The 19,140-nt window shown below is 63.4% G+C and carries 12 protein-coding genes and 7 pseudogenes; 11 read left to right on the top strand and 8 right to left on the bottom strand.

All coding sequences use genetic code 11. The features are described from left to right. The first annotated feature begins 2 nt into the window (after positions 1-2). The 8 genes from AOT87_RS00250 to AOT87_RS00215 all read left to right on the top strand — a co-directional run bounded on the left by AOT87_RS00250 (position 3) and on the right by AOT87_RS00215 (position 10,260). Entirely contained in the window at positions 3-926 is a 924-nt protein-coding gene (locus AOT87_RS00250; protein WP_007168394.1) for a hypothetical protein, read from the top strand. After that, positions 923-2,569, top strand: a complete 1,647-nt coding sequence (locus AOT87_RS00245; RefSeq protein WP_007168395.1) for an NAD(P)/FAD-dependent oxidoreductase — start codon at positions 923-925, stop codon at positions 2,567-2,569. Before AOT87_RS00250 ends, AOT87_RS00245 begins: the two co-directional genes overlap by 4 nt. A gap of 74 nt (positions 2,570-2,643) precedes the next feature. Beyond that, positions 2,644-4,167: an NAD(P)/FAD-dependent oxidoreductase gene (locus AOT87_RS00240; protein ID WP_007168396.1), complete on the top strand. Its 1,524-nt coding sequence runs from the start codon at positions 2,644-2,646 to the stop codon at positions 4,165-4,167. Continuing rightward, the gene (locus tag AOT87_RS00235) at positions 4,164-5,132 is read left to right on the top strand and encodes an alpha/beta hydrolase (protein WP_007168397.1); all 969 of its coding nucleotides are present in this window, start codon (positions 4,164-4,166) and stop codon (positions 5,130-5,132) included. Before AOT87_RS00240 ends, AOT87_RS00235 begins: the two co-directional genes overlap by 4 nt. Positions 5,133-5,309: 177 nt before the next feature. Beyond that, complete coding sequence (locus AOT87_RS00230; protein ID WP_057980213.1) at positions 5,310-6,767, top strand: cytochrome P450; 1,458 nt, start codon at positions 5,310-5,312, stop codon at positions 6,765-6,767. Beyond that, the gene (locus AOT87_RS00225) at positions 6,764-7,420 is read left to right on the top strand and encodes a transglutaminase-like domain-containing protein (RefSeq protein ID WP_057970256.1); all 657 of its coding nucleotides are present in this window, start codon (positions 6,764-6,766) and stop codon (positions 7,418-7,420) included. The genes AOT87_RS00230 and AOT87_RS00225 overlap by 4 nt, the downstream gene beginning before the upstream one ends. 32 nt (positions 7,421-7,452) lie before the next feature. After that, the gene (locus AOT87_RS00220; RefSeq protein ID WP_085981616.1) at positions 7,453-9,069 is read left to right on the top strand and encodes a long-chain fatty acid--CoA ligase; all 1,617 of its coding nucleotides are present in this window, start codon (positions 7,453-7,455) and stop codon (positions 9,067-9,069) included. A 48-nt stretch (positions 9,070-9,117) separates the two neighbouring features. Further along, positions 9,118-10,260, top strand: coding sequence for an acyl-CoA dehydrogenase family protein (locus tag AOT87_RS00215; RefSeq protein ID WP_033712837.1), 1,143 nt, complete (start codon positions 9,118-9,120; stop codon positions 10,258-10,260). A gap of 702 nt (positions 10,261-10,962) precedes the next feature. On the opposite strand, the pseudogene AOT87_RS29455 reads toward AOT87_RS00215, so the two are convergent. The 5 genes and pseudogenes from AOT87_RS29455 to AOT87_RS00200 form a co-directional block, all read right to left on the bottom strand. After that, positions 10,963-11,196 (bottom strand): annotated as a pseudogene (locus tag AOT87_RS29455) (transposase); the annotation flags it as partial. A 20-nt stretch (positions 11,197-11,216) separates the two neighbouring features. Then, a pseudogene (locus tag AOT87_RS00210) lies at positions 11,217-12,377 on the bottom strand (ISL3 family transposase); the annotation flags it as partial. 171 nt (positions 12,378-12,548) lie between these two features. Then, complete coding sequence (locus AOT87_RS00205; RefSeq protein ID WP_224188846.1) at positions 12,549-13,151, bottom strand: hypothetical protein; 603 nt, start codon at positions 13,149-13,151, stop codon at positions 12,549-12,551. A gap of 38 nt (positions 13,152-13,189) precedes the next feature. After that, positions 13,190-13,279: pseudogene (locus AOT87_RS28200) on the bottom strand (SDR family oxidoreductase); the annotation flags it as partial. A gap of 52 nt (positions 13,280-13,331) precedes the next feature. After that, a pseudogene (locus AOT87_RS00200) lies at positions 13,332-14,035 on the bottom strand (histidine phosphatase family protein). Between the two features lie 82 nt (positions 14,036-14,117). On the opposite strand from AOT87_RS00200, the gene AOT87_RS00195 reads away from it, so the two are divergent. From AOT87_RS00195 to AOT87_RS00185, 3 genes are all read left to right on the top strand, one after another. Next, positions 14,118-14,990, top strand: a complete 873-nt coding sequence (locus AOT87_RS00195; protein ID WP_007168405.1) for a MaoC/PaaZ C-terminal domain-containing protein — start codon at positions 14,118-14,120, stop codon at positions 14,988-14,990. Positions 14,991-15,142: 152 nt separating this feature from the next. Next, positions 15,143-15,418 carry a type II toxin-antitoxin system Phd/YefM family antitoxin gene (locus tag AOT87_RS00190; RefSeq protein WP_007168406.1) on the top strand — a complete coding sequence of 92 codons (276 nt, stop codon included), beginning with the start codon at positions 15,143-15,145 and terminating at the stop codon, positions 15,416-15,418. Then, entirely contained in the window at positions 15,418-15,810 is a 393-nt protein-coding gene (locus AOT87_RS00185; RefSeq protein WP_007168407.1) for a type II toxin-antitoxin system VapC family toxin, read from the top strand. Before AOT87_RS00190 ends, AOT87_RS00185 begins: the two co-directional genes overlap by 1 nt. A gap of 147 nt (positions 15,811-15,957) precedes the next feature. Here the strand turns inward: AOT87_RS00185 and otsB are convergent. From otsB to AOT87_RS29150, 3 pseudogenes are all read right to left on the bottom strand, one after another. Beyond that, positions 15,958-17,117 (bottom strand): annotated as a pseudogene (gene otsB / locus AOT87_RS00180) (trehalose-phosphatase). 41 nt (positions 17,118-17,158) lie between these two features. Further along, positions 17,159-18,497 (bottom strand): annotated as a pseudogene (locus tag AOT87_RS00175) (wax ester/triacylglycerol synthase domain-containing protein). 158 nt (positions 18,498-18,655) lie between these two features. After that, a pseudogene (locus AOT87_RS29150) lies at positions 18,656-18,880 on the bottom strand (IS1595 family transposase); the annotation flags it as partial. Between the last annotated feature and the right edge of the window lie 260 nt (positions 18,881-19,140).

Below are 19,140 nucleotides of genomic sequence, written 5' to 3'. Positions count from 1 at the left end.
ACATGGCTTTCGAATACGGCGATATGCTGCAGACGATTAAAGACCGCCAGTGGGCGCTGGCCGACATCGACTGGGACGCACCGGGTGCCGAGTTGATCACCGACGAACAGCGCCCCAGCCTGAAACAGTTCATGTCAGACGTGGTATGGATCGAGCATGTCGGTGCCCGCGCTTTCGCGGCCATGGCCCCCAAGGCGCCGTTCGACGCGTTGGGTGAGATTTACAGGTATTTCCACGCCGAAGAGCAGCGGCACGCCAACGTGGAGCTCGCTCTCATGCATCGCTGGGGGATGCTCGAGGAGGGCGAGACTCCGGTGCCGAACAAGAACATCCGGCTGGTCATCGAATGGCTGGACCGATACGCCGAAGCACTTCCGTTGACGGTGATCGGTGCTGCCATACCGGCTTTAGAAACCGCTCTGGACGGAGCACTGTTGAAGTTTTTGGTGGACGAGGTGTCAGATCCCGTGTGCGGCGAAGTTTTCGCCAAGGTCAACAGCGACGAGTCTCGCCACCTGGCGGTGGGTTTTCAGGTGCTCAACGACCTGGGCGCCAGCCCAATGAGGATCCATGCGATTCAGACGGTGGGAGCTCTTATCGACCCGAGGGTACTTACCGGTGCGTTGCTTTACATCCCGCTGCTGACCCGGATGCTGATAAACCTGAACGCCTGGGGCCTGTCCGAGGAAAGGCTGTACAACGCAGTCACCCGCTACTCGAACGTCGGCGATCGCAGCGAGCACACCCGCCGTGTTCCCCCCTATCACATCCTCAAGGCCCATATGTCTGCCACGATCAAGCACTCCCAACCGCTGCACTTCATCTCGCAGCGCCTCGGTAGGGTGATCGACCACTTCCCCACGCAAGTGCTCGGCAAGACGCCGTCATGGACTGATGAGCTGACCTATGAACCGGTGGCCAGATGAGCGACACGACCAGTGTTCTGATCATCGGAGCCGGCTTTGCCGGACTTGGCACGGCGATCCAACTACTCAAGCGGGGTATCGACGATTTCGTCATCCTGGAGCGCGCGGGCGAGGTCGGAGGAACCTGGCGTGACAATAGCTATCCCGGTGCCGCCTGCGACATTCCGTCATTGTTGTATTCGTACTCCTTCGAACCAAATCCGGACTGGTCGCGTGCGTACTCGGGAAGCAGCGAGATACTCGCCTACATCAAGGCCATGGTCGACAAGCACGCGCTGGCGCGCTTCATCTGTTTCCACGTCAACGTGACCGGCCTGGCGTTCGACGAAGACAGCGGCACGTGGACCGTCGAAACGGATGGCGGGTCAAGCTACCGGTCGCGCACGGTGGTGATGGCAAGCGGCCCACTGGCCAATGCAAATTTTCCTGACATTCGCGGACTGCACAGCTACGCAGGCCACAAAATCCACAGCGCGCGCTGGGATCACGACTATGACATGAGCGACAAACGTGTTGCGGTAATCGGTACCGGGGCGAGCGCGGTGCAGATTGTTCCGGAATTGGTGAAGACGGCGCGATCAGTCAAAGTGTTTCAACGGACGCCCGGTTGGGTGCTTCCCCGGCCTGATTTTCCGCACCCCAGTGTTGCCAAGGCCGCGTTTGGTCGGCTACCGATTCTGCAGAGCGCCGCTCGCCAGGCATGGTTTTGGGCGCACGAAGTCATGGCCGTCGGCATGGTGTGGAACACCCCGGCCACTACCGCCATCGCCTGGGCGGCCAAGGCGAACCTTCGTCGCCAGGTGAAAGATTCGTGGATGCGGCGACAACTGACGCCCGACTTCCGGCCCGGCTGCAAGCGCATGCTGATGACCAGCGACTACTATCCGGCTCTCCGACAGAACAATTGCAAACTCATCACCTGGCCGATCGCGACCATCTCGCCCATCGGCATTCGCACCGCGGACGGCATCGAACACGAGGTGGATTGCATCGTATTCGCGACCGGCTTCGATGTGTGCAAGGCCGGCACACCGTTTCCCATCACCGGCGTGGACGGTCGAAAGCTTGCGGAGGAATGGTCTAACGGCGCCTACGCCTACAAGAGCGTCAGCGTCTCAGGCTATCCCAACCTCTTTTTCACCTTCGGGCCGAATTCCGGGCCAGGACACAACTCGGCCTTGGTCTACCTGGAAGCGGAGATCCGCTACATCGTCGACGCCATCGGCATAATCATCGAAGGCGGTATTCAGACCTTCGACGTCAAAGAGGACCGGCAGAACAGCTATCACGCCCAACTCCAGCGTCGGCTTGCCGGCACGACGTGGAACTCCGGATGCAAGAGCTGGTACCTCACCGAAGACGGCTATAACGGGACCATGTATCCCGGCTTCACCACCCAATTCGCCCGACAACTAGCGAGGGTCGAGCTCGACGATTACTCGATGAGTTCACAGCCCCCTCCCCGCAAGAAGCCCAGGCGGGCGCGGCCCGAGTTGGCCGCGGAGAGTTCGCACGGCGCAAGCAAAGGAGGACGGCAGCGCAACGACGATCGCGTGTCCGTCGACAAGCGCGAAGGTGTTCGTTTCTCGGCGCAAACCGCTTCACCCGAGGCAGCATCACCGCGGATGGTGGATCGTGCTTGAGCCGCGACTGGCTCCGGCTAGGCAGTCGGCGACAGGTGCCTGGCATCAGCCCCCAGATAAGCCAGAAGGACGGTATGGACCACAGCGATAAGCACCGCTTCGAAATCATCGTGATCGGTGCAGGATTCTCCGGGATCGGAATGGGGATAAAACTCCTGAAAGCCGGCTTTTCGGACTTTCTTATTGTCGATGAGGCAGACGACGTAGGCGGAACGTGGCATTGGAACACCTATCCGGGCATCGCCGTCGACATTCCGTCGTACAGCTACCAATTCTCCTTCGAAAAACGGTCGTCATGGTCGCGGACGTATGCGCACGGCAACGAGTTGAAGGACTACGCAAGACACTGCGCGCACAAGTACGGTCTTAGCCCACGAATCCGCTTCGCCGTCAAGGTGACTGAAGCTTGGTTCGATGAGGACGCGACCCTGTGGCGCTTGCACACGGCCGCAGGACAGGACCTATCCGCGCGCTTCGTGATCAACGCCTCGGGCGTCCTGACACGCCCCAAGCGGCCGGATATCTCCGGTGTCGATGATTTCGGCGGGATCACCATGCATACATCCCGCTGGGACCACAACGAAGACATCGCCGGCAAGAGGGTGGCTGTCATCGGAACGGGCGCGTCGGCAGTGCAGTTGATCCCGGCAATCGCGAAAGACGTCAAGGCGCTGACCGTGTTCCAGCGCACACCGATCTGGTGCCTGCCGAAACTGGACTTCCCGGTGCCGCGGCTGGCAAGAGGGTTCCTCAAATACGCTCCCGGCGGACAACTCGCGGCGCGCGCAGCGAGTCAAACCTTCGTCGAAGTCACGTTCCCTGTCGCCGCTCACTTCCACACCGCCATTCCCTTGGCGTCACTCATCGAGCGTGCCGCGTTGCGGTACATGCGCAGCCAGGTGACCGACCCCGCCGTCCGTCAAAAACTGACCCCCCGTTACGCGCTCGGGTGTAAGCGCCCAAGCTTTCACAACGAGTACCTGGCCACATTCAACCGAGACAACGTCCACCTCGAGACCAGTCCGATAAGCCACTTCGATGCCGCCGCCGTCCACACCGTCGACGGCCGATCGCACGAGATCGACGTCCTCATCCTCGCCACAGGCTTCAAAGTGATGGAACCGGAGAACATGCCGACCTATTCGCTCAGGGGGATCGGTGGACTCGATCAAGCCAAGTGGTGGGACGAGAATCGGCTCCAAGCGTACGAAGGCGTCAGCGTGCCCGGATTCCCCAACCACTTCTCCATCTTCGGACCCTATGGATACAACGGTTCCTCGTACTTCACGCTCATTGAAGCCCAGACCAGGCACATCGTGCGATGCCTTCACCATGCGCGGTCCCGGCACGCCAACTACGTCGAAATAACCCGGCAAGCCAACGACCGCTTCTTCGCCGAAATGCTCAAACGCCGCCACCGCCAAGTCTTTTGGCAACCCAGCTGCGCAACCGCCAATAGTTACTACTTCGACAAACACGGCGACGTACCGCTACGCCCGACGACCACCCTCGAATCTTTCTGGCGTAGTCGCACCTTCGACCTTGGTGACTATTCGTTCGAGCGGCGCACCACTGAAAAGGTACTTAGCTCATCGTGACAACCCTTTACTCGGAACAGCATCCGAGCACGGCAAGTTATCTCATCGCGACGTCGGCCCGCGGGATCCTGCGCCCACTGACGCAAGCACTACCGTCTAACCAGTACGGGCTCGCGGTAATGGACCGGGTGCTTCGGGCGGCGCTCATTGCGTCCCGCCCGCGGCGCGGATTGCGAGTTGAACAGGTCGACACCGTCTTTGCTGGCGATCGGGTGAGAGGCGACTGGATCGTTGCCCCGGACGTCGACCCGGACGGGCCGCCGATTCTCTATATCCACGGCGGCGCCTTTTCCATGTGCTCCCCGCAGACCCATCGTGGTCTGCTAGGCGAACTGTCTGCCGCGTCGCTCAGGCCGGTGTTCGCCGTCCGCTACCGCCTGGCTCCGCGATACCCGTATCCCGCGGCCGCCGACGACGCACTGAGGGCCTACCGGTGGTTGACCGGCTCTGAAGAATCGGCGTCAAACCGCACGGTGGCGATCGCGGGAGATTCGGCGGGCGGCCAACTCGCCGTCGCGACCTCGTTGGGCGCGCTCGCACATCGCTCCCCGCCGCCCGATGGCATGTTACTCATGTCCCCCGTCGTCGATCTGACGTGCCAGCTGGCGATGGCACGTGAAACTCGCCGCCGCGATCCTTTCGCATCGGCCCGGTCCGCAACGCGTGCGCTCAGCCTCTATGTAGGCGATGCCCACCCGACCGACCCCCGCGTCAATGTCCTCGCCGCAGATCTCACCGGCTTGCCGCCGACATTGATCCAGGTCGGTGGAAGGGAGATGCTGCTCGACGACTCCCGTCAACTCGCCGAGCGCATGCGCGCCGCAGGAGCATCCGTGCGGCTTCAGGTGTTTCGCGGCCAGATTCACGTGTTCCAAGCCCTGTTTCGACTCTTGCCCGAGGCGCGTCACGCTTTGCACCTCAGCGGAGCGTTTCTCACAGACAGGGCCGAAGACACGTTTCCTTGACGCACGGGCCGAACGCAGGCAGGCGGCTAGCGCGCAGCAACCGCTTTTGTCACGCCCCACCGCGAAGGACCCGTTTGACAAACAGGGCAATTATGTATAACTATTAACATTGGTGGCCCAACTGTAAACAGCTGGTCGATCCTCCATCCCACGACGACCACAGGCCGGGGAGCGACAATGGTTAACCCGCTACACGCACCCGTCGATAAAGCCCGGGAACGGTTATCTTCGGTCATCTTGATTCCCGCGCCGCAACGGGTGGACGACGGACTTCGCCGGTGGAGTCGGCGGTGGCCAGTGCGTGAACTAGCCGCGCCCCCGGCCGGAAGCGGACTGCGACCGGTTCTCGGTGATGCCGGGCTCCCCTTGGTCGGGCACACCCTCGACTACATCCGGTTTGGGTCCGACCTGGGCAGAGAGCGCTACGAACGGTTCGGATCTGTCTCGTGGATGGGAGCGTTCGGCACCAAAATGGCGGTCATCGCGGGCCCCCAAGCTACCCAGGAGGCGCTCACCACCAACGCAAAGGCGTTCTCGCAAGACGGCTGGGCCTTTCTCATCGACGCGTTCTTCCACCGCGGATTGATGCTGATGAGCTTTGACGAACACCTCATGCACCGGCGCATCATGCAGGAGGCCTTCACGCGGCCGCGACTGGCCGGCTACGTCACCCAAGTGACCCCTTGCGTCCGCGCAACCCTGCCCACGTGGCCGACCGGCCCGTCCGTCCGCATGTACCCGCTGTTGAAAAACCTGACCCTCGACATCGCCACCGATGTGTTCATGGGTGGCCGAGGCAAAGACAGCAGCGACGCCATTAACCAGGCGTTCGTCGCTACGGTACGCGCGGCCAGCTCACTCGTCCGCGCGCCGCTTCCCGGCACCCGCTATCGCGCCGGGATCCGCGGCCGACGGGTGCTCGAGGAATACTTCGCCCGGCACTTGCCGGCCGCCCGGGCCGGCAACAGCAATGACCTGTTCGCCGCGCTGTGCCATGCCAGCACCGAAGACGGACAACGTTTCAGTGACTCCGATGTCATCAACCACATGATTTTTCTGATGATGGCCGCTCACGACACATCGACGATCACCACCACCGCGGTAACTTATTACCTGGCAAAGCATCCAGAATGGCAGGATCGGGTTCGCGCCGAAAGCGATGTTCTCGGCGACCGGTCACCGGAGATCGATGATTTGGAAGGGCTCAGGTCGCTCGATCTGGTGATCAAGGAATCCATGAGACTCGTGGCGCCGGTCCCGCTAGTCATGCGCAAAACAGTGCAAGACACCGCAATAGACGGCCACTACATTCCCCGCGACACGCTTGTGGCGATCACTCCCGCCGTCAACCATTTCGTCCGCGAAGTCTGGCATAACCCGGATCGCTTCGACCCCTTACGTTTCGACGACCCGCGCCGCGAGGACCAAGCTCACCGCTTCGCGTGGCTGCCCTTCGGCGGTGGCGCGCACAAATGCATCGGCATGCACTTCGGCACCCTCGAGGTCAAAGCGATCCTGCACCAGATGCTGCGCACGTTCACCTTCGGCCTCGACACCGACTACCGCATCCGCTGGGACAACACATCGCTGCCGATCCCGGTCGACGGGTTACCGATCACGCTGCGCCGCCGATGAAGACAGAATTTGCGCGGTTCCTCGCAGCCACCGAATTCCTCGACTGGAAACACGATGCCGTGCAGCAGTTCACCGAATCGGCGACACGCAACGCCACCGATTCCGTCGATAAGGCGTGCCGCATCTTCACCGCTGTCCGTGATTCGATCTGGTACGACCCGTATTCCGTCTCCGACGACCCGTGCCAGTACCGAGCCAGCGCGGTCGCCGTCGCCGAGCGCGCCTACTGTGTCCCCAAGGCGGTGCTCTTGACGGCTGCGTGTCGCGCCGCGGGGATTCCGGCGCGGTTGGGTTTCGCCGACGTCCGCAACCATCTGCAGACCGCGAGTCTCCGTGAACGGATGGGTGGTTCGGACGTTTTCGTCTACCACGGCTACAGTCAAATACTGCTGAATGGTCGGTGGGTCAAGGCCACACCGGCATTCAACCGCGAGTTATGCGCGCGCTTCCGCGTCGCTCCCATCGAATTCGACGGTCAGCGAGACGCCATGTTGCACGCCTACACAGGCGACGGCTCTCAACACCTGGAATACCTCCATGACCGTGGTGTTTTCGACGACCTTCCCCTCACGGAAATCATCGACGCGCTGCGCGACAATTACGGCGAACTCATCTACGAACCTCCTCCAGTGCCGGACTCATTCACCAACTAGCAGTTTGAAGGATTGTGCCTGTGCAAAGCACCATGCAGGATATCCCCTTGACCGTAGCCTCGATCGTCAGGCACGCGACATCCATCCACGCTGACAGCCAAGTCGTCACGCCGACCGGATCGGGCTACCGCACAACGACCTACGGTGCGCTCAAGCGACGAATCAGCCAGTTGGCCAACGCACTACGGAGTCTGGGCATAACTGACGATCAGCGCGTGGCCACCTTCCAATGGAGCAATCAGGAACACCTGGAAGCCTACTGTGCGGTGCCGTCGATGGGCGCGGTGCTTCACACCCTCAACCTTCGACTCACCGCAGAACAACTTGGCTACATTTCAGATCACGCCGACGACAAGGTCATCATCGCGGACGTCTCTGTGGCACCGCTTCTAGCGAAGGCACTGCCGACGATGTCGTCGGTGCACACCGTGATCGCAGCGGGCGACGGCGACCTGGAGCCGCTGCTGGCCAGCGGTAAAAACGTGCTGCGCTACGAGGACCTGCTTGCTGATCAAGACGGCGAATTCGACTGGCCAGAGCTCGATGAGAGGTCGGCCGCGGCGATGTGCTACACCAGCGGCACTACCGGAAACCCGAAAGGTGTTGTCTACAGTCATCGTTCCACCTATTTGCACTCGCTGACTGGCTGCACACCCAACGTGCTGTCCATCGGTGAAGAAGACCGCGTCTTGGCGATCGTCCCGATGTTTCACGCGAACGCATGGGGGCTGATCTATTCCGCGCTGATGTGTGGAGCCGACCTCGTGCTGCCCGACCGATACCTGCAGGCGGCACCGTTGGTTGCCATCATCGAGGACACGCAGCCGACCGTGGCCGGTGCGGTACCGACGATCTGGAATGACGTGCAGCATTTCCTGGAATCCGAACCGGAGCACGATATTTCGTCGCTACGCCTGGTCGCCTGCGGCGGGTCGGCCGTTCCAAGGTCACTGATGGAGCACTTCGAGAGTGAATTCGGTGTCCCGATCCTGCAGGCCTGGGGGATGACCGAAACCTCGCCGCTGGCAACCGTGGCGCGCGCGCCGAAGGGGACCAACGGCGAGCGCCAATGGGAGCTACGCGCTTGTCAGGGTCGTCCCGTCTGCGGTGTCGAGATTAGGCTGCGTGGCGACGATGGCCGTACCCTGCCCTGGGACGGACGGTCTATCGGCGAGATCCAGGCCCGCGGACCGTGGGTCACCGGCTCGTACTTCGGCGACAACGACTCCGACAAGCTCGACGAAGGATGGCTGCGCACCGGCGACGTGGGTCGCATCGATCAACACGGCTACCTTACGCTTACCGACCGGGTAAAAGACGTCATTAAGTCAGGTGGCGAATGGATTTCCTCGGTCGACTTGGAGAATGCGCTCGTTGCCCATCCAGCCGTGCATGAGGCGGTGGTGATCGGCGTGCCCGACGAGAAGTGGCAGGAAAGACCCTTGGCGTTGATCGTCACGAAGACCGAAACCAGCTTGGATATCAACGAATTGCGGGTCTTCCTGGACGGCGCGGTCGCCAAGTGGTGGATCCCGGAGCGCTGGGCGTTCATTGCTGAGGTTCCCCGAACCAGTGTGGGCAAATACGACAAAAAATTGCTGAGAGCACGCCACGGCGCCGGCGAATACCAGGTCGTGTACTGCGGCTAACCCGAAAAGCCGCCAACGTCGTCAGCAGCACCTAACCGAAAGGACACCATGACAGTCGCCTCACCTTGGCTCAGCCCGGAATTGGAAGCGCTTCGTGATCTCGCCGCAAAGTTCGTTGCCACTGAGATTGCACCCCACTCAGAGCGCTTCGCCGAGCAACACCATGTCGACCGGGCGGTGTGGGAACGAGCAGGCGAGCTGGGCCTGCTGTGCATGTCGATGCCGGTCGAATACGGCGGCGGCGGCGGGACGTTCGCGCACGAAGCAGTTCTGCTCGAAGAGCAAGCTCGAATCGGGGACAGTTCGTGGGGCGCCGGCCTGCACAGCGGCATCGTCGCACACTACATCCTGCACTACGCACGGGAAGACCTGAAAAGGCAGTGGTTGCCCAAGATGGCGTCGGGCGAATTGATCGGTGCCATTGCGATGACGGAGGCTGGAACCGGATCTGACCTTCAAAGCGTGAAGACGCGCGCCGTCCTCGATGGGGACGAGTACGTCATCACCGGCTCGAAGACGTTCATCACCAATGGTCAGCAAGCCGATCTCGTCGTCGTCGTGGCCAAGACCGACCATACCCAAGGCGCCAGCGGTATCTCGCTGATCGTCGTGGAAGCCGATCGCCCCGGGTTCCGGAGAGGACGAGTCCTCAGCAAAATAGGTCAGCGCGGTCAGGACACATCTGAATTGTTTTTCGACGGCGTGCGCGTCCCCAAGACGCATCTGCTAGGCGACACCGAGGGGCAAGGCTTCTTTCAGCTGATGACGCAACTGCCGCAGGAGCGACTTATCGTCGCGGTCGGAGCGGTTGCCGCCATGGAATTGGCCTTGCACCAGACGATCGAATACACGCGCCAACGAGAAGCATTCGGGCGAACGATCTTCGGGTTCCAAAATACCAAGTTCACCCTCGCTGAAGCCGCCACCGAAACAAGGATTGCGCGAGTGTTCCTCGACCACTGCATCTGTCTGCATCTCGACGGTAAGCTCGACGTGCAAACTGTCGCGATGGCCAAATGGTGGACGACGGAACGGGCGATGAAAGTCCTCGACGACTGCCTGCAGCTGCACGGCGGGTACGGATACATGACGGAGTATCCGATTTCGCGTCTCTGGGTTGATCAGCGAGTACAGAAAATCTACGCGGGGTCTAACGAAATAATGAAAGAGATTATTTCGAGGTCGCTTTGACAAGATAGCGACGACCGAACGCCCGGTGTATCAACGCAGATGAGGATCTGCTATTCGAGACAGGCAAGCTCCACTGCAGACAAAAGCCATCCCGGTGCCGTATCGGCGGACACGGCGGATCCGTCAAGCTCCCGCGGTTCCCCCTGGCCTCAGGGCTTATTCGCGGACGAGGAGTGTCCGGCTGCAGCTGTCCTCTCGCCACGATTCGTTCTCACGACGTGAATCCCGGAATCCGGCAACGCCGTCAGCCCACGTTGCCGACCTCGGCGATCTTGATTCCAGTAAGGAAACTTCTCACATGCTGCGTCGGGGGCGTGATGCATCACGTCAAGTTGCCCGCGAAACCTGATCCATGCATCACGTAAGGAATGCCCGCGAAAACGAGGTCAACTGGCGGTCTTGTTCTGGATGCGGATGCCGGATCTGACCTCGGGTAGGGCGGTGGGGATGGCGGCGAGGTAGAGGTGTTCGGTCTTGTTCTTGGCGAGTCTGAGCAGGGCGGCTTGTAGATCGGCGATCTGGCGTGCGATCGCGGCGGGGTTCAGGGTGTCGCGGTAGGCAAGCAGCTCCGATTCTTGGGCTGGCGAGAGGACCCCGGCTGCCAGCAGCCGGTCCAGTGGGGTCATGGGCTCGTCGTAGAGGCGGCGGCGCTGGCCGTCGCGGCCAGCGCCGTAGCCGATGGGTTTGATGGCTCTTCGTAATTCAGAGTGCATTGACAAGTTGGTGGAGTGCTCCGCTGTGTAGTAGTGAGCGCCAACGGTAGTGGGTGAGGTTGCGGAATCCGAGGGCGTTGCGGCGCAATGCTTCCAGGCGGCCGTTGATGGCCTCGGTGGGTCCGTTGGAGACGTGGTGGTCGAAGAAGGCCAGGATGTCGGCGCGGCGGCGCGATAGCGTGCGGCCGAGTTGGGCGATCTCCTCCAATCCGGCGGGTACGCCGCGCCGACTTCCAGGCGGCCGTTGATGGCCTCGGTGGGTCCGTTGGAGACGTGGTGGTCGAAGAAGGCCAGGATGTCGGCGCGGCGGCGCGATAGCGTGCGGCCGAGTTGGGCGATCTCCTCCAATCCGGCGGGTACGCCGCGCCGTATCGACTCGATCAGCCTGGTCATTGCCTTCTTGCCGTGACGTCGGTTCGGGTCGGCGTAGGCGGCGATGATCTTCTGATAGATCAGCCAGGCGACCTTGACGGCGAGATGGTCGTCGCCGTCGAGCACCTCGGTCAGCCGGGTGTATTGGCGTGGGGAGAGCAGCTGCAGGCGGGTTCGGGCGATGCGCCGGATCCCATAGAGCGGGTCACCGGTGTGTCCGCGCCGACCCAGGGTCTGCTGCTGGATGCGTTGGCGGATCAGGTCGAGCTTGGTCCCGGCCAAAGCCACAACGTGGAAGGGGTCCATCACGGTGACCGCGTCCGGGATGACCTCGGTGGCGGCGGTCTTGTAGCCGGCGAACCCGTCCATCGCAATGACCTCCACGGCCCGGGCAAAGTCGGTGGGTTGGGCGGCCAACCACGTGGCCAGTGCGGTCGCTGAGCGTCCTTCGACCAGGTCGAGCAGGCGTGCCGGGCCGGTCTGGTCGTGGGTAGGCGTGAGGTCGATGATCAGCGTGACGAACCCCTCTGTGCCGCGACGCCGAGGCGCCCAGCGATGCTCATCGACACCGATCACCGTCACCCCGGCCAGCCGATCCGGCCCGGTTGTGGCGATCAGGCCGGCGGTCGCACGCATCGCGATGGAGCTGACAGTATGCCAGGACACCCCGAGTTCGGCGGCGATCGCCGAAATGGTGGTGCGGTCGATCATCAACCGCCGCAATACATACCGGGCACAGCGCCGCGTCGTCGATGAGCGCGGGGCCGCCAACTTGCCCAGATCCTGGTTGAACACTGCCCGCCCACACGCTGGCGTTGTGCAGCGGTAGCGAGGTAGGGCACCCTGCAGCACCAGCGGGTAGCCGGCCACCGGCAGATCCGTCAACGGCCGAGTCACAGTGTCGCGGTAGCGGCCCTCCCGGCCGCAGTCCGGACACCTGGCGTCACAGGCCACCGGCCTGCAGAAGATCGTCGTCGTCTTCTCGTCGACCGCGGCGTCGGTGATCGTCACCCCCAACTCGATGGTGCGCATGATCGTGTCGGCAACAACAGACGGCGGGCAGGCAGTAGCCTCAGGCAAGGGTCACCTCGGTGGTGTTGGTGAAGCGGCGTGTAGGAACCTGAATCGTCACCCACCGAGGCCCCACCTCAGCTCAACGACACGAACCCCCACCGCGGATATCCGCCAACCACTGCTGCACGCTCATTTCCGCAGAGCCGGTTTGATGGTGGGCGTCAGGTAGTTGAGCCGGTCGTTGACCAGCCTCCAGAGCCGGTTGAGCACCGCACGTTCCTCGTCGGTGTCATAGCGGTAGTAGAACCCATACTTGCGGACGAGGTGGTTGTTCTTGGACTCGATTGTGGCCTGATCGTTCTTCTTGTACGGCCGCGACCTGGTGAAGAAGATCTCCATCTGCGCAGCCCACTTGATGACGGCCTTGTTGAGGAATTCGGTTCCGTTGTCGAAGTCCAAACCGGTTACCTCGTAAGGTATTTCATGGACACCGGCTTTGAGGGCGCCGAGGATGTGAGTGTGGGCGTTGTTGCGTTCGGTGCGGGTGAAGACCCAACCGATATGCATATCGGTGAGGTTGACGGTCCGGGCGAACTCGCCTTTGAGGGTTGGACCGCAGTGCGCGACGGTGTCGCCTTCGAAGAACCCCGGAGATCCCTCGACCTCGTCGGTTGCCTTGCGGATCTTGATCGAAGACCGCAGCAACGGGGAGGCCTTGGTGGTCGATTTCCCCTTGATCTGGTCGCGCGCCTTGACCGCACGCAGGTAGCGGTCGATCGTCGCGCTGCTCATCGCCAACAGCTCGGCACGCACCTGCGGGCTGTAGCGGTCCACACCTGCGCGTCCGGCCGGGTTTCCAGCAGGCGAGGTACGACGCGGCGACCAATAAACCCGGTACCGCCGGTAACGACATAGCGCATGCAAGCCATCGTGGCGGGTCACACCGCGCACGTCAACCATGCTGTCCAGGCATCAGCCGGCGAAGTTGCGGATGCCGTCCCAGTCCACCAGCGTCCAGCCGGTCATCGGGTTTCCGGTGATCACCACGCGGCCGACGTTGGGCAGCGGATGACTGGTCGCCAGGCTGTCCTTGGCGTTCTTCGTGTTCATCAGCGTCCAGTACTCGATGGCGTACAGATGCGAGAACACCACCGGTTGGTTGTGGCCGCTGTTGTAGATCTTCTGCACGGCCGCGGTGAACCAGTCGTTGAACTCCTTGCCGGTGATCGACCCGGGGATGCGGTCTCCGACGTCGCCGTTGAGCCAGTCCGCCGGTACGTCGAGGGGGCCATCGAGACGGGCTTGCCCTCGTACCAGCCGGCGTTGATCTCTTGGATGCCTTGCAGCACCTCGACTTGCTTGCCGAGTTCGGCGGCCAACGGCGCGGCGGTCTGTTGCGTTCGCACCATGGTGGAGGCGTAGACGGCGTCGTACTTGTTGTGGGCGAGTTGGTGCGCGACCTGTTCGGCCTGCCCCTTGCCCTCCGGGGTCAGGCCCGGGCCCGGCACGTCGGTGTCGATGACGCCGCTGGCGTTGGTCTCGGACTCCGCGTGCCGGACGAACGTCACGGTGATGCTGTGGGCCTGCGGTGACCCGCCGCAGGCGCCGACGATTACCGTTGCGGCCAGCACGGCTACCGCTTTTGAGGCCTTCCTGATCAAGCTGGGATTGCGCATGGCGATAGCCTGCCCCGCCGACGGTGCCGGTGGGAAGGGTTTGCGATGGTTGGGTGGCAGAAAAGCTTGAAGGGAGACTCGTATGGCGATTGACCCGAGTGCCGTCGGTGCGACGACGGAGCCGATGCTGTTCGAATGGACGGACCGGGAGACGCTGCTCTACGCGCTCGGTGTCGGCGCCGGAACTGACGACCTATCGTTCACCACCGAAAACAGCCACGACATCACCCAGCAGGTGCTGCCCACCTATGCGGTGATCTGCTGCCCGGCGTTCGGTGCGGCGGGCAAGATCGGAAAGTTCAACTGGGCCATGCTTTTACACGGGTCGCAGGGCATCCGGCTGCACGCACCGCTGCCGCCGGCGGGCAAGCTGTCCGTGGTCTCCGAGGTCGCGGACATCCAGGACAAGGGCGAGGGCAAGAACGCGATCATCGTGCTGCGCGGCCGCGGCACCGACCCCGACTCGGGGGAGCTGATCGCCGAGACACTCACCACGTTGGTCATCCGGGGCGAGGGCGGGTTCGGGGGAGTGCCGGGTCAGCGGCCGATCGCGCCGGAGTTTCCCGACCGCGAGCCCGATGCCCGGATCGCGCTGCCCACCCGTGCGGACCAGGCGCTGATCTATCGGCTCTCCGGTGACCGCAACCCGCTGCACAGCGACCCGTGGTTCGCCAGGGACATGGCCGGTTTCCCGAAGCCGATCCTGCACGGGCTGTGCACCTACGGGGTGTCGGGCCGCGCGCTGGTCGCCGAGCTGGGCAAGGGCGTGGCCGCCAACGTCACGTCGATAGCGGCGCGATTCACCTCGCCGGTGTTTCCAGGGGAGACGCTGACCACGCTGATCTGGCGGACGGAACCGGGCAAGGCGGTGTTTCGGACGGAGGCTTGTGGCGCCGAAAGCGCGAACGCGCGGATCGTGTTGGACGACGGCGCGGTGGAGTACGCGGAGGCCTAGCCGATGGCTTAGAACCCGGTACGTCGCCCCGGCGCGCAGGCGTTCACTGGTGCGCCTGGCCTGCCGTCCAGCCATGACCTGTCCCGCATTCGGCGGGCTTCGGGGGGATCGCTCGGGCGCTAAGCTAAACAGCTATGTGCTACAGTTAGCACATGTCTACGGTGGGCGTTCGTGAGCTGCGGCAGCGGGCCAGCGAACTCCTCCGTCGGGTCGAGGCCGGCGAGACGATCGAGATCACCGACCGTGGTCGGCCTATCGCCCTTCTCTCGCCGATGCCGGAGGGCGGTCCGTACCAGCAGATGCTGGCAAGCGGCGGGATCGAACGTGCGACGCTTGACTTTGATGACCTTCCCGAGCCGGTCCGACTCAAAACGGGTATCGAGCTGCCGTCCGTGACGCTTGCGCGCCTGCGTGAGCACGAGCGTTGATGGCGGCCATCTACCTGGACTCGTCCGCAATCGTCAAGCTTGCAGTTCGTGAGCCAGAGTCGGATGCGCTGCGTCGCTACCTTCGCACCCGGCTGCCGCGGGTGTCGAGTGCCCTTGCGCGGACGGAGGTCATGCGGGCTCTGCTCCACAAGGGTGAATCAGCCCGAAGAGCCGGACGCCGGGCGCTCGCGAGCCTAGACCTACTACGCATCGACAACCGATTGCTCGATCTTGCTGGTGGGCTGCTGCCAATCGAGCTACGCACCCTCGATGCAATTCACCTGGCGACTGCCCAGCGGCTCGGCATGGATCTTGGCCGGTTGTGCACTTACGACGACCGCATGCGCGACGCCGCCGAGGCGCTCGGCATGGCAGTGATTGCCCCGTCTTGATCGGCTACCTAGGGTGGCGCGTGAGGCGGCCAACGCTTCATGTCCCGGCATGTCGCGCCAACCTCGTGCCACCGCCGAATGGGGACACCGTCGTGCTGGATCACTCGAATGTTGGCACCCTGAGCGCCGTTAGAACCGTTGCCGTCGCTAATTTACGCGGGCGTCACTTAACCGCTGTGCCAACCTTTCGGTGAACTCGGCGGCGCGCGCGGGACTGTCCAACGCAAACAGCGCGGCGGTGGCGCGGTCGCCGTCTTCGCTGTGTCGCACCAGGATCGGGATACCATCATCGCGGACCGCGTCGAACGCGTCCTCGTCGGTGATGTCGTCGCCGAGATAGATGGGCACCAGCGGACGCGCGTCGGCCTCGCGCAGGTGATCGATCACCCAGCGAAGCGTCTTTCCCTTGTCCCAGTCCATGTCCGGACGCAGCTCGATGACTTCGCGACCCGTCGTCACCCGAAGTCCGTCCCGCCGGCCCGCCGCGCGCACCGCCGCGGCAACCTCGCCCACGCGGTCCCGCGCGGCGTTGCGGTAGTGGACCGCAACGCCAAATCGCTTGTGCTCCATCATAACTCCGGGGATCGAGTCGAGCCGGTCGCGCAGCTCGGCGGCGGCCTGTTCGAGCACCGGTGTGGCCGCCGCCGCGGCGTCGTTCTGGTGGTGTGTGCCGTCGGGTGCGGTCAGCTCGAAACCGTGGCTGCCGGCATACCAGATCCCGGGCACACCGAGGCGCTGTGACACGTCGGCGAGGTCGCGGCCGGACAGAACCGCGACCGGGCATTGCGCGGCCAGCTTCCGCAGCGCCTCGACCGCGGCGGCGACGGGCCGGGCCGCGGCGGGATCGTCGACGATGTCCGACAGCGTGCCGTCGAAGTCGAAGAACATATGGCCGGCCTCCGGTCGGTGAGGGCACCGAGGGCCTGCACAGCATCGGGTAGCTGGGACATCCGGTGGTCCCCGGTGCGCACGGCGACCTCATCCAGATCGCCGACCACGGCGTCGGCGCCGACGCGCCGCAGGGCGTCACTTTGCCCTGTTCGGTCGAGGCCGATGACCAACGCGAATCCGCCGTCGCGCGCGGCCTGGACGCAAGCCGCGTTGTCGGTAAGGACGGCGCATCGCCCCGGGCGGACCGACAGCTTGTCTGCTGCCTCACTCAGGGTGTCGCGGACGTTACCGTTCGACGCGAAGACGCCGGTGTCGACGCCGGCTTCGCGCAATCGCCGGGTCAGCGCCTGGGTGCGGTCCAACGCGGTGTCGAACAGCACCGCGTCATGGCGGCGCGGGTCGATGGTGACCGGCATTGACCAACCTTCTCACGGTGTTCAACGCCGGTGAGAGCGGGTCAGTGACGTGCCGGCGTGGGTGCCGACGGTCGCGGCCGCTGCGCCTGGCCCGGAAACGCGCGCGCCGCGCGCGTGCGCCGGCGGTCCTTGCTGAACAGCAACACCGAATCCTGGCTGAGCGCCACCATCCGTGCCATGCCCAGCTCGATACCGGCTGCCAGCTGCTTGACGTCGGCCGTGGCGTCGTATTCGGCGGTGATGCCCGAATACCAATTCGTCGCCGTAGCTGAGCATCGCGACCCCGGTGCTCAGCTGCAAGGCGATCGGGGGGATCGGCAGCAGGCGCTCCATCGTCTGGCCCATCAGCCGCAGCTGATGGCGAGGCCCGGGCGCGTGGTTCGCCAGCGTTACGAGGCCGCGCTGCGGGAGCCTGGGTAACAGTTGTATGAGGTTGCCGCGCAGCATAGTTGGCAGACAATTGATCGCAGACTCCACGATACCGGGCGGAGATTTGTCGGCGTGCTGCGCTTTCCACCGGCTGTGCACGGTCCGCAATTGCTGGACCGGGTCGTCATGCTCGACGGGCAGGTATGGCAGTAGTGCCGAACGTACCGGCATCGGCACCAGGGTGCGCAGCGAGTCCGCCCGCGGTTCTTCGCCGCGGCGTAGCAGAACCCTTCGGAAGCCCTCGGTGATGGCCGCCAGCGCGACATCGTTGACGGTCACACCGAATTTGCGGCACACGCACTCGACGTCGGCAATCGGGACGCGCACCGTGCTGTAGCGCCGCAGGACCGGGTCGACCGAGGGCCGTGCCGTCGGCCAGATCGCCCCGACGAAGTTGCCGGCGAGTGCCCCAGCCCACTCCAGGGGCCAGCCGCGCTTCGAGGCCTGCGGCGGCGAATCATGTTTGTCGCCAACACCGTTCGCGAATGCATCGTGGTCGGCGTCGTCGCAAAGCCGGGTGAGCAGGTGGGCGGCTGAGTTCCCGTCGGCCAAGCCGTGGTGGATCTTCATCAAGATTGCCCACCGGCCGCCTTTCAGGCCCTCGATCACCCAGCACTCCCACGGCGGACGGTCCAGGTCGAGGGGACGCTCCAGGGCGTGGGCGATCGCGCCGGACAGCTGGGCGTCGTCGCCCGGGCGCGGAATCGCCACCCAGCGCACATGATGGGCCAGGTCGAATCCGGGACAGTCGATCCACTCGAAGCTCTGCGTCCGCAGCACCTGTGTGCAGCGCGGTATCGACTGAATCCGTTCCGCCAGCAGCTGTTTCAGCAGTGCGTAATCGGGGACGCCACCATCGACGATGGCGACCGCGCCGATCACCAGGCTGGCGTACTGATCGGGATCTTGAGCTCTCAGGTACGCCGTATCCAGTGTTATCGCTTGCGCCATGCGCAGTCCCCGCCCCTCGTTTCTCGCACTTGTACCAGTATTTGCGCGGGACCTCCGGGGCGGTAGGCCAGGAGCGTTAAGAATGTGTTTAGACCCGTTAAACAGCTCGCCTAAGTCGAACATACTTATTGCTTATCTGCTTAAGTGGACTCGTTTGCTTAAAAAAATTCGTCAAAAGTACTGCCGGGCAGTGGTTTAGCAGTTGCTCGCAGAGTTTGCTCTTGGCCTTCGGCGGCGCCGATGAGGTCGGCTAGTGGGTGGGGATCGGTGTTGACGCTTTGTTGCAGGAGTCGGTAGAAGAGCATTCCGCGGGCTTTTGACCTGCGGCGATTGAATCTGAAGGTGAACTCGTCGAGGTAGTACTGCAGGTGCTCGCGTTCCACGCGGGTGTAGCGGCCATGACAGGAGCGATCGTCGGCGCCCGCGACGGCGTTGAATCCATCCCTGCTCGCTGGCTCGAAGCACTCGAAGACGGCGACCGCGGACGCACCCACGTGAAGCAGCTCGCCGCGCTTCTGCTCAGGTAGCGCGCTCTGCGCCCTACCCCCCCGCTCACCTAGGTGCGTGGGTCGGTATCCACGAGTTGTTGGTGTGTCACGCTGATGGCGACGTGGATGGTCGGGAAAACTGTGTCCATGGATTT

Source organism: Mycobacteroides sp. H003, assembly GCF_001440135.1.
Classification (GTDB): Bacteria; Actinomycetota; Actinomycetes; order Mycobacteriales; family Mycobacteriaceae; genus Mycobacterium; species Mycobacterium gwanakae.
The sequence above is the reverse complement of the archived record's forward strand: the minus strand, read 5'-3'. Positions and strand labels throughout refer to the sequence as shown.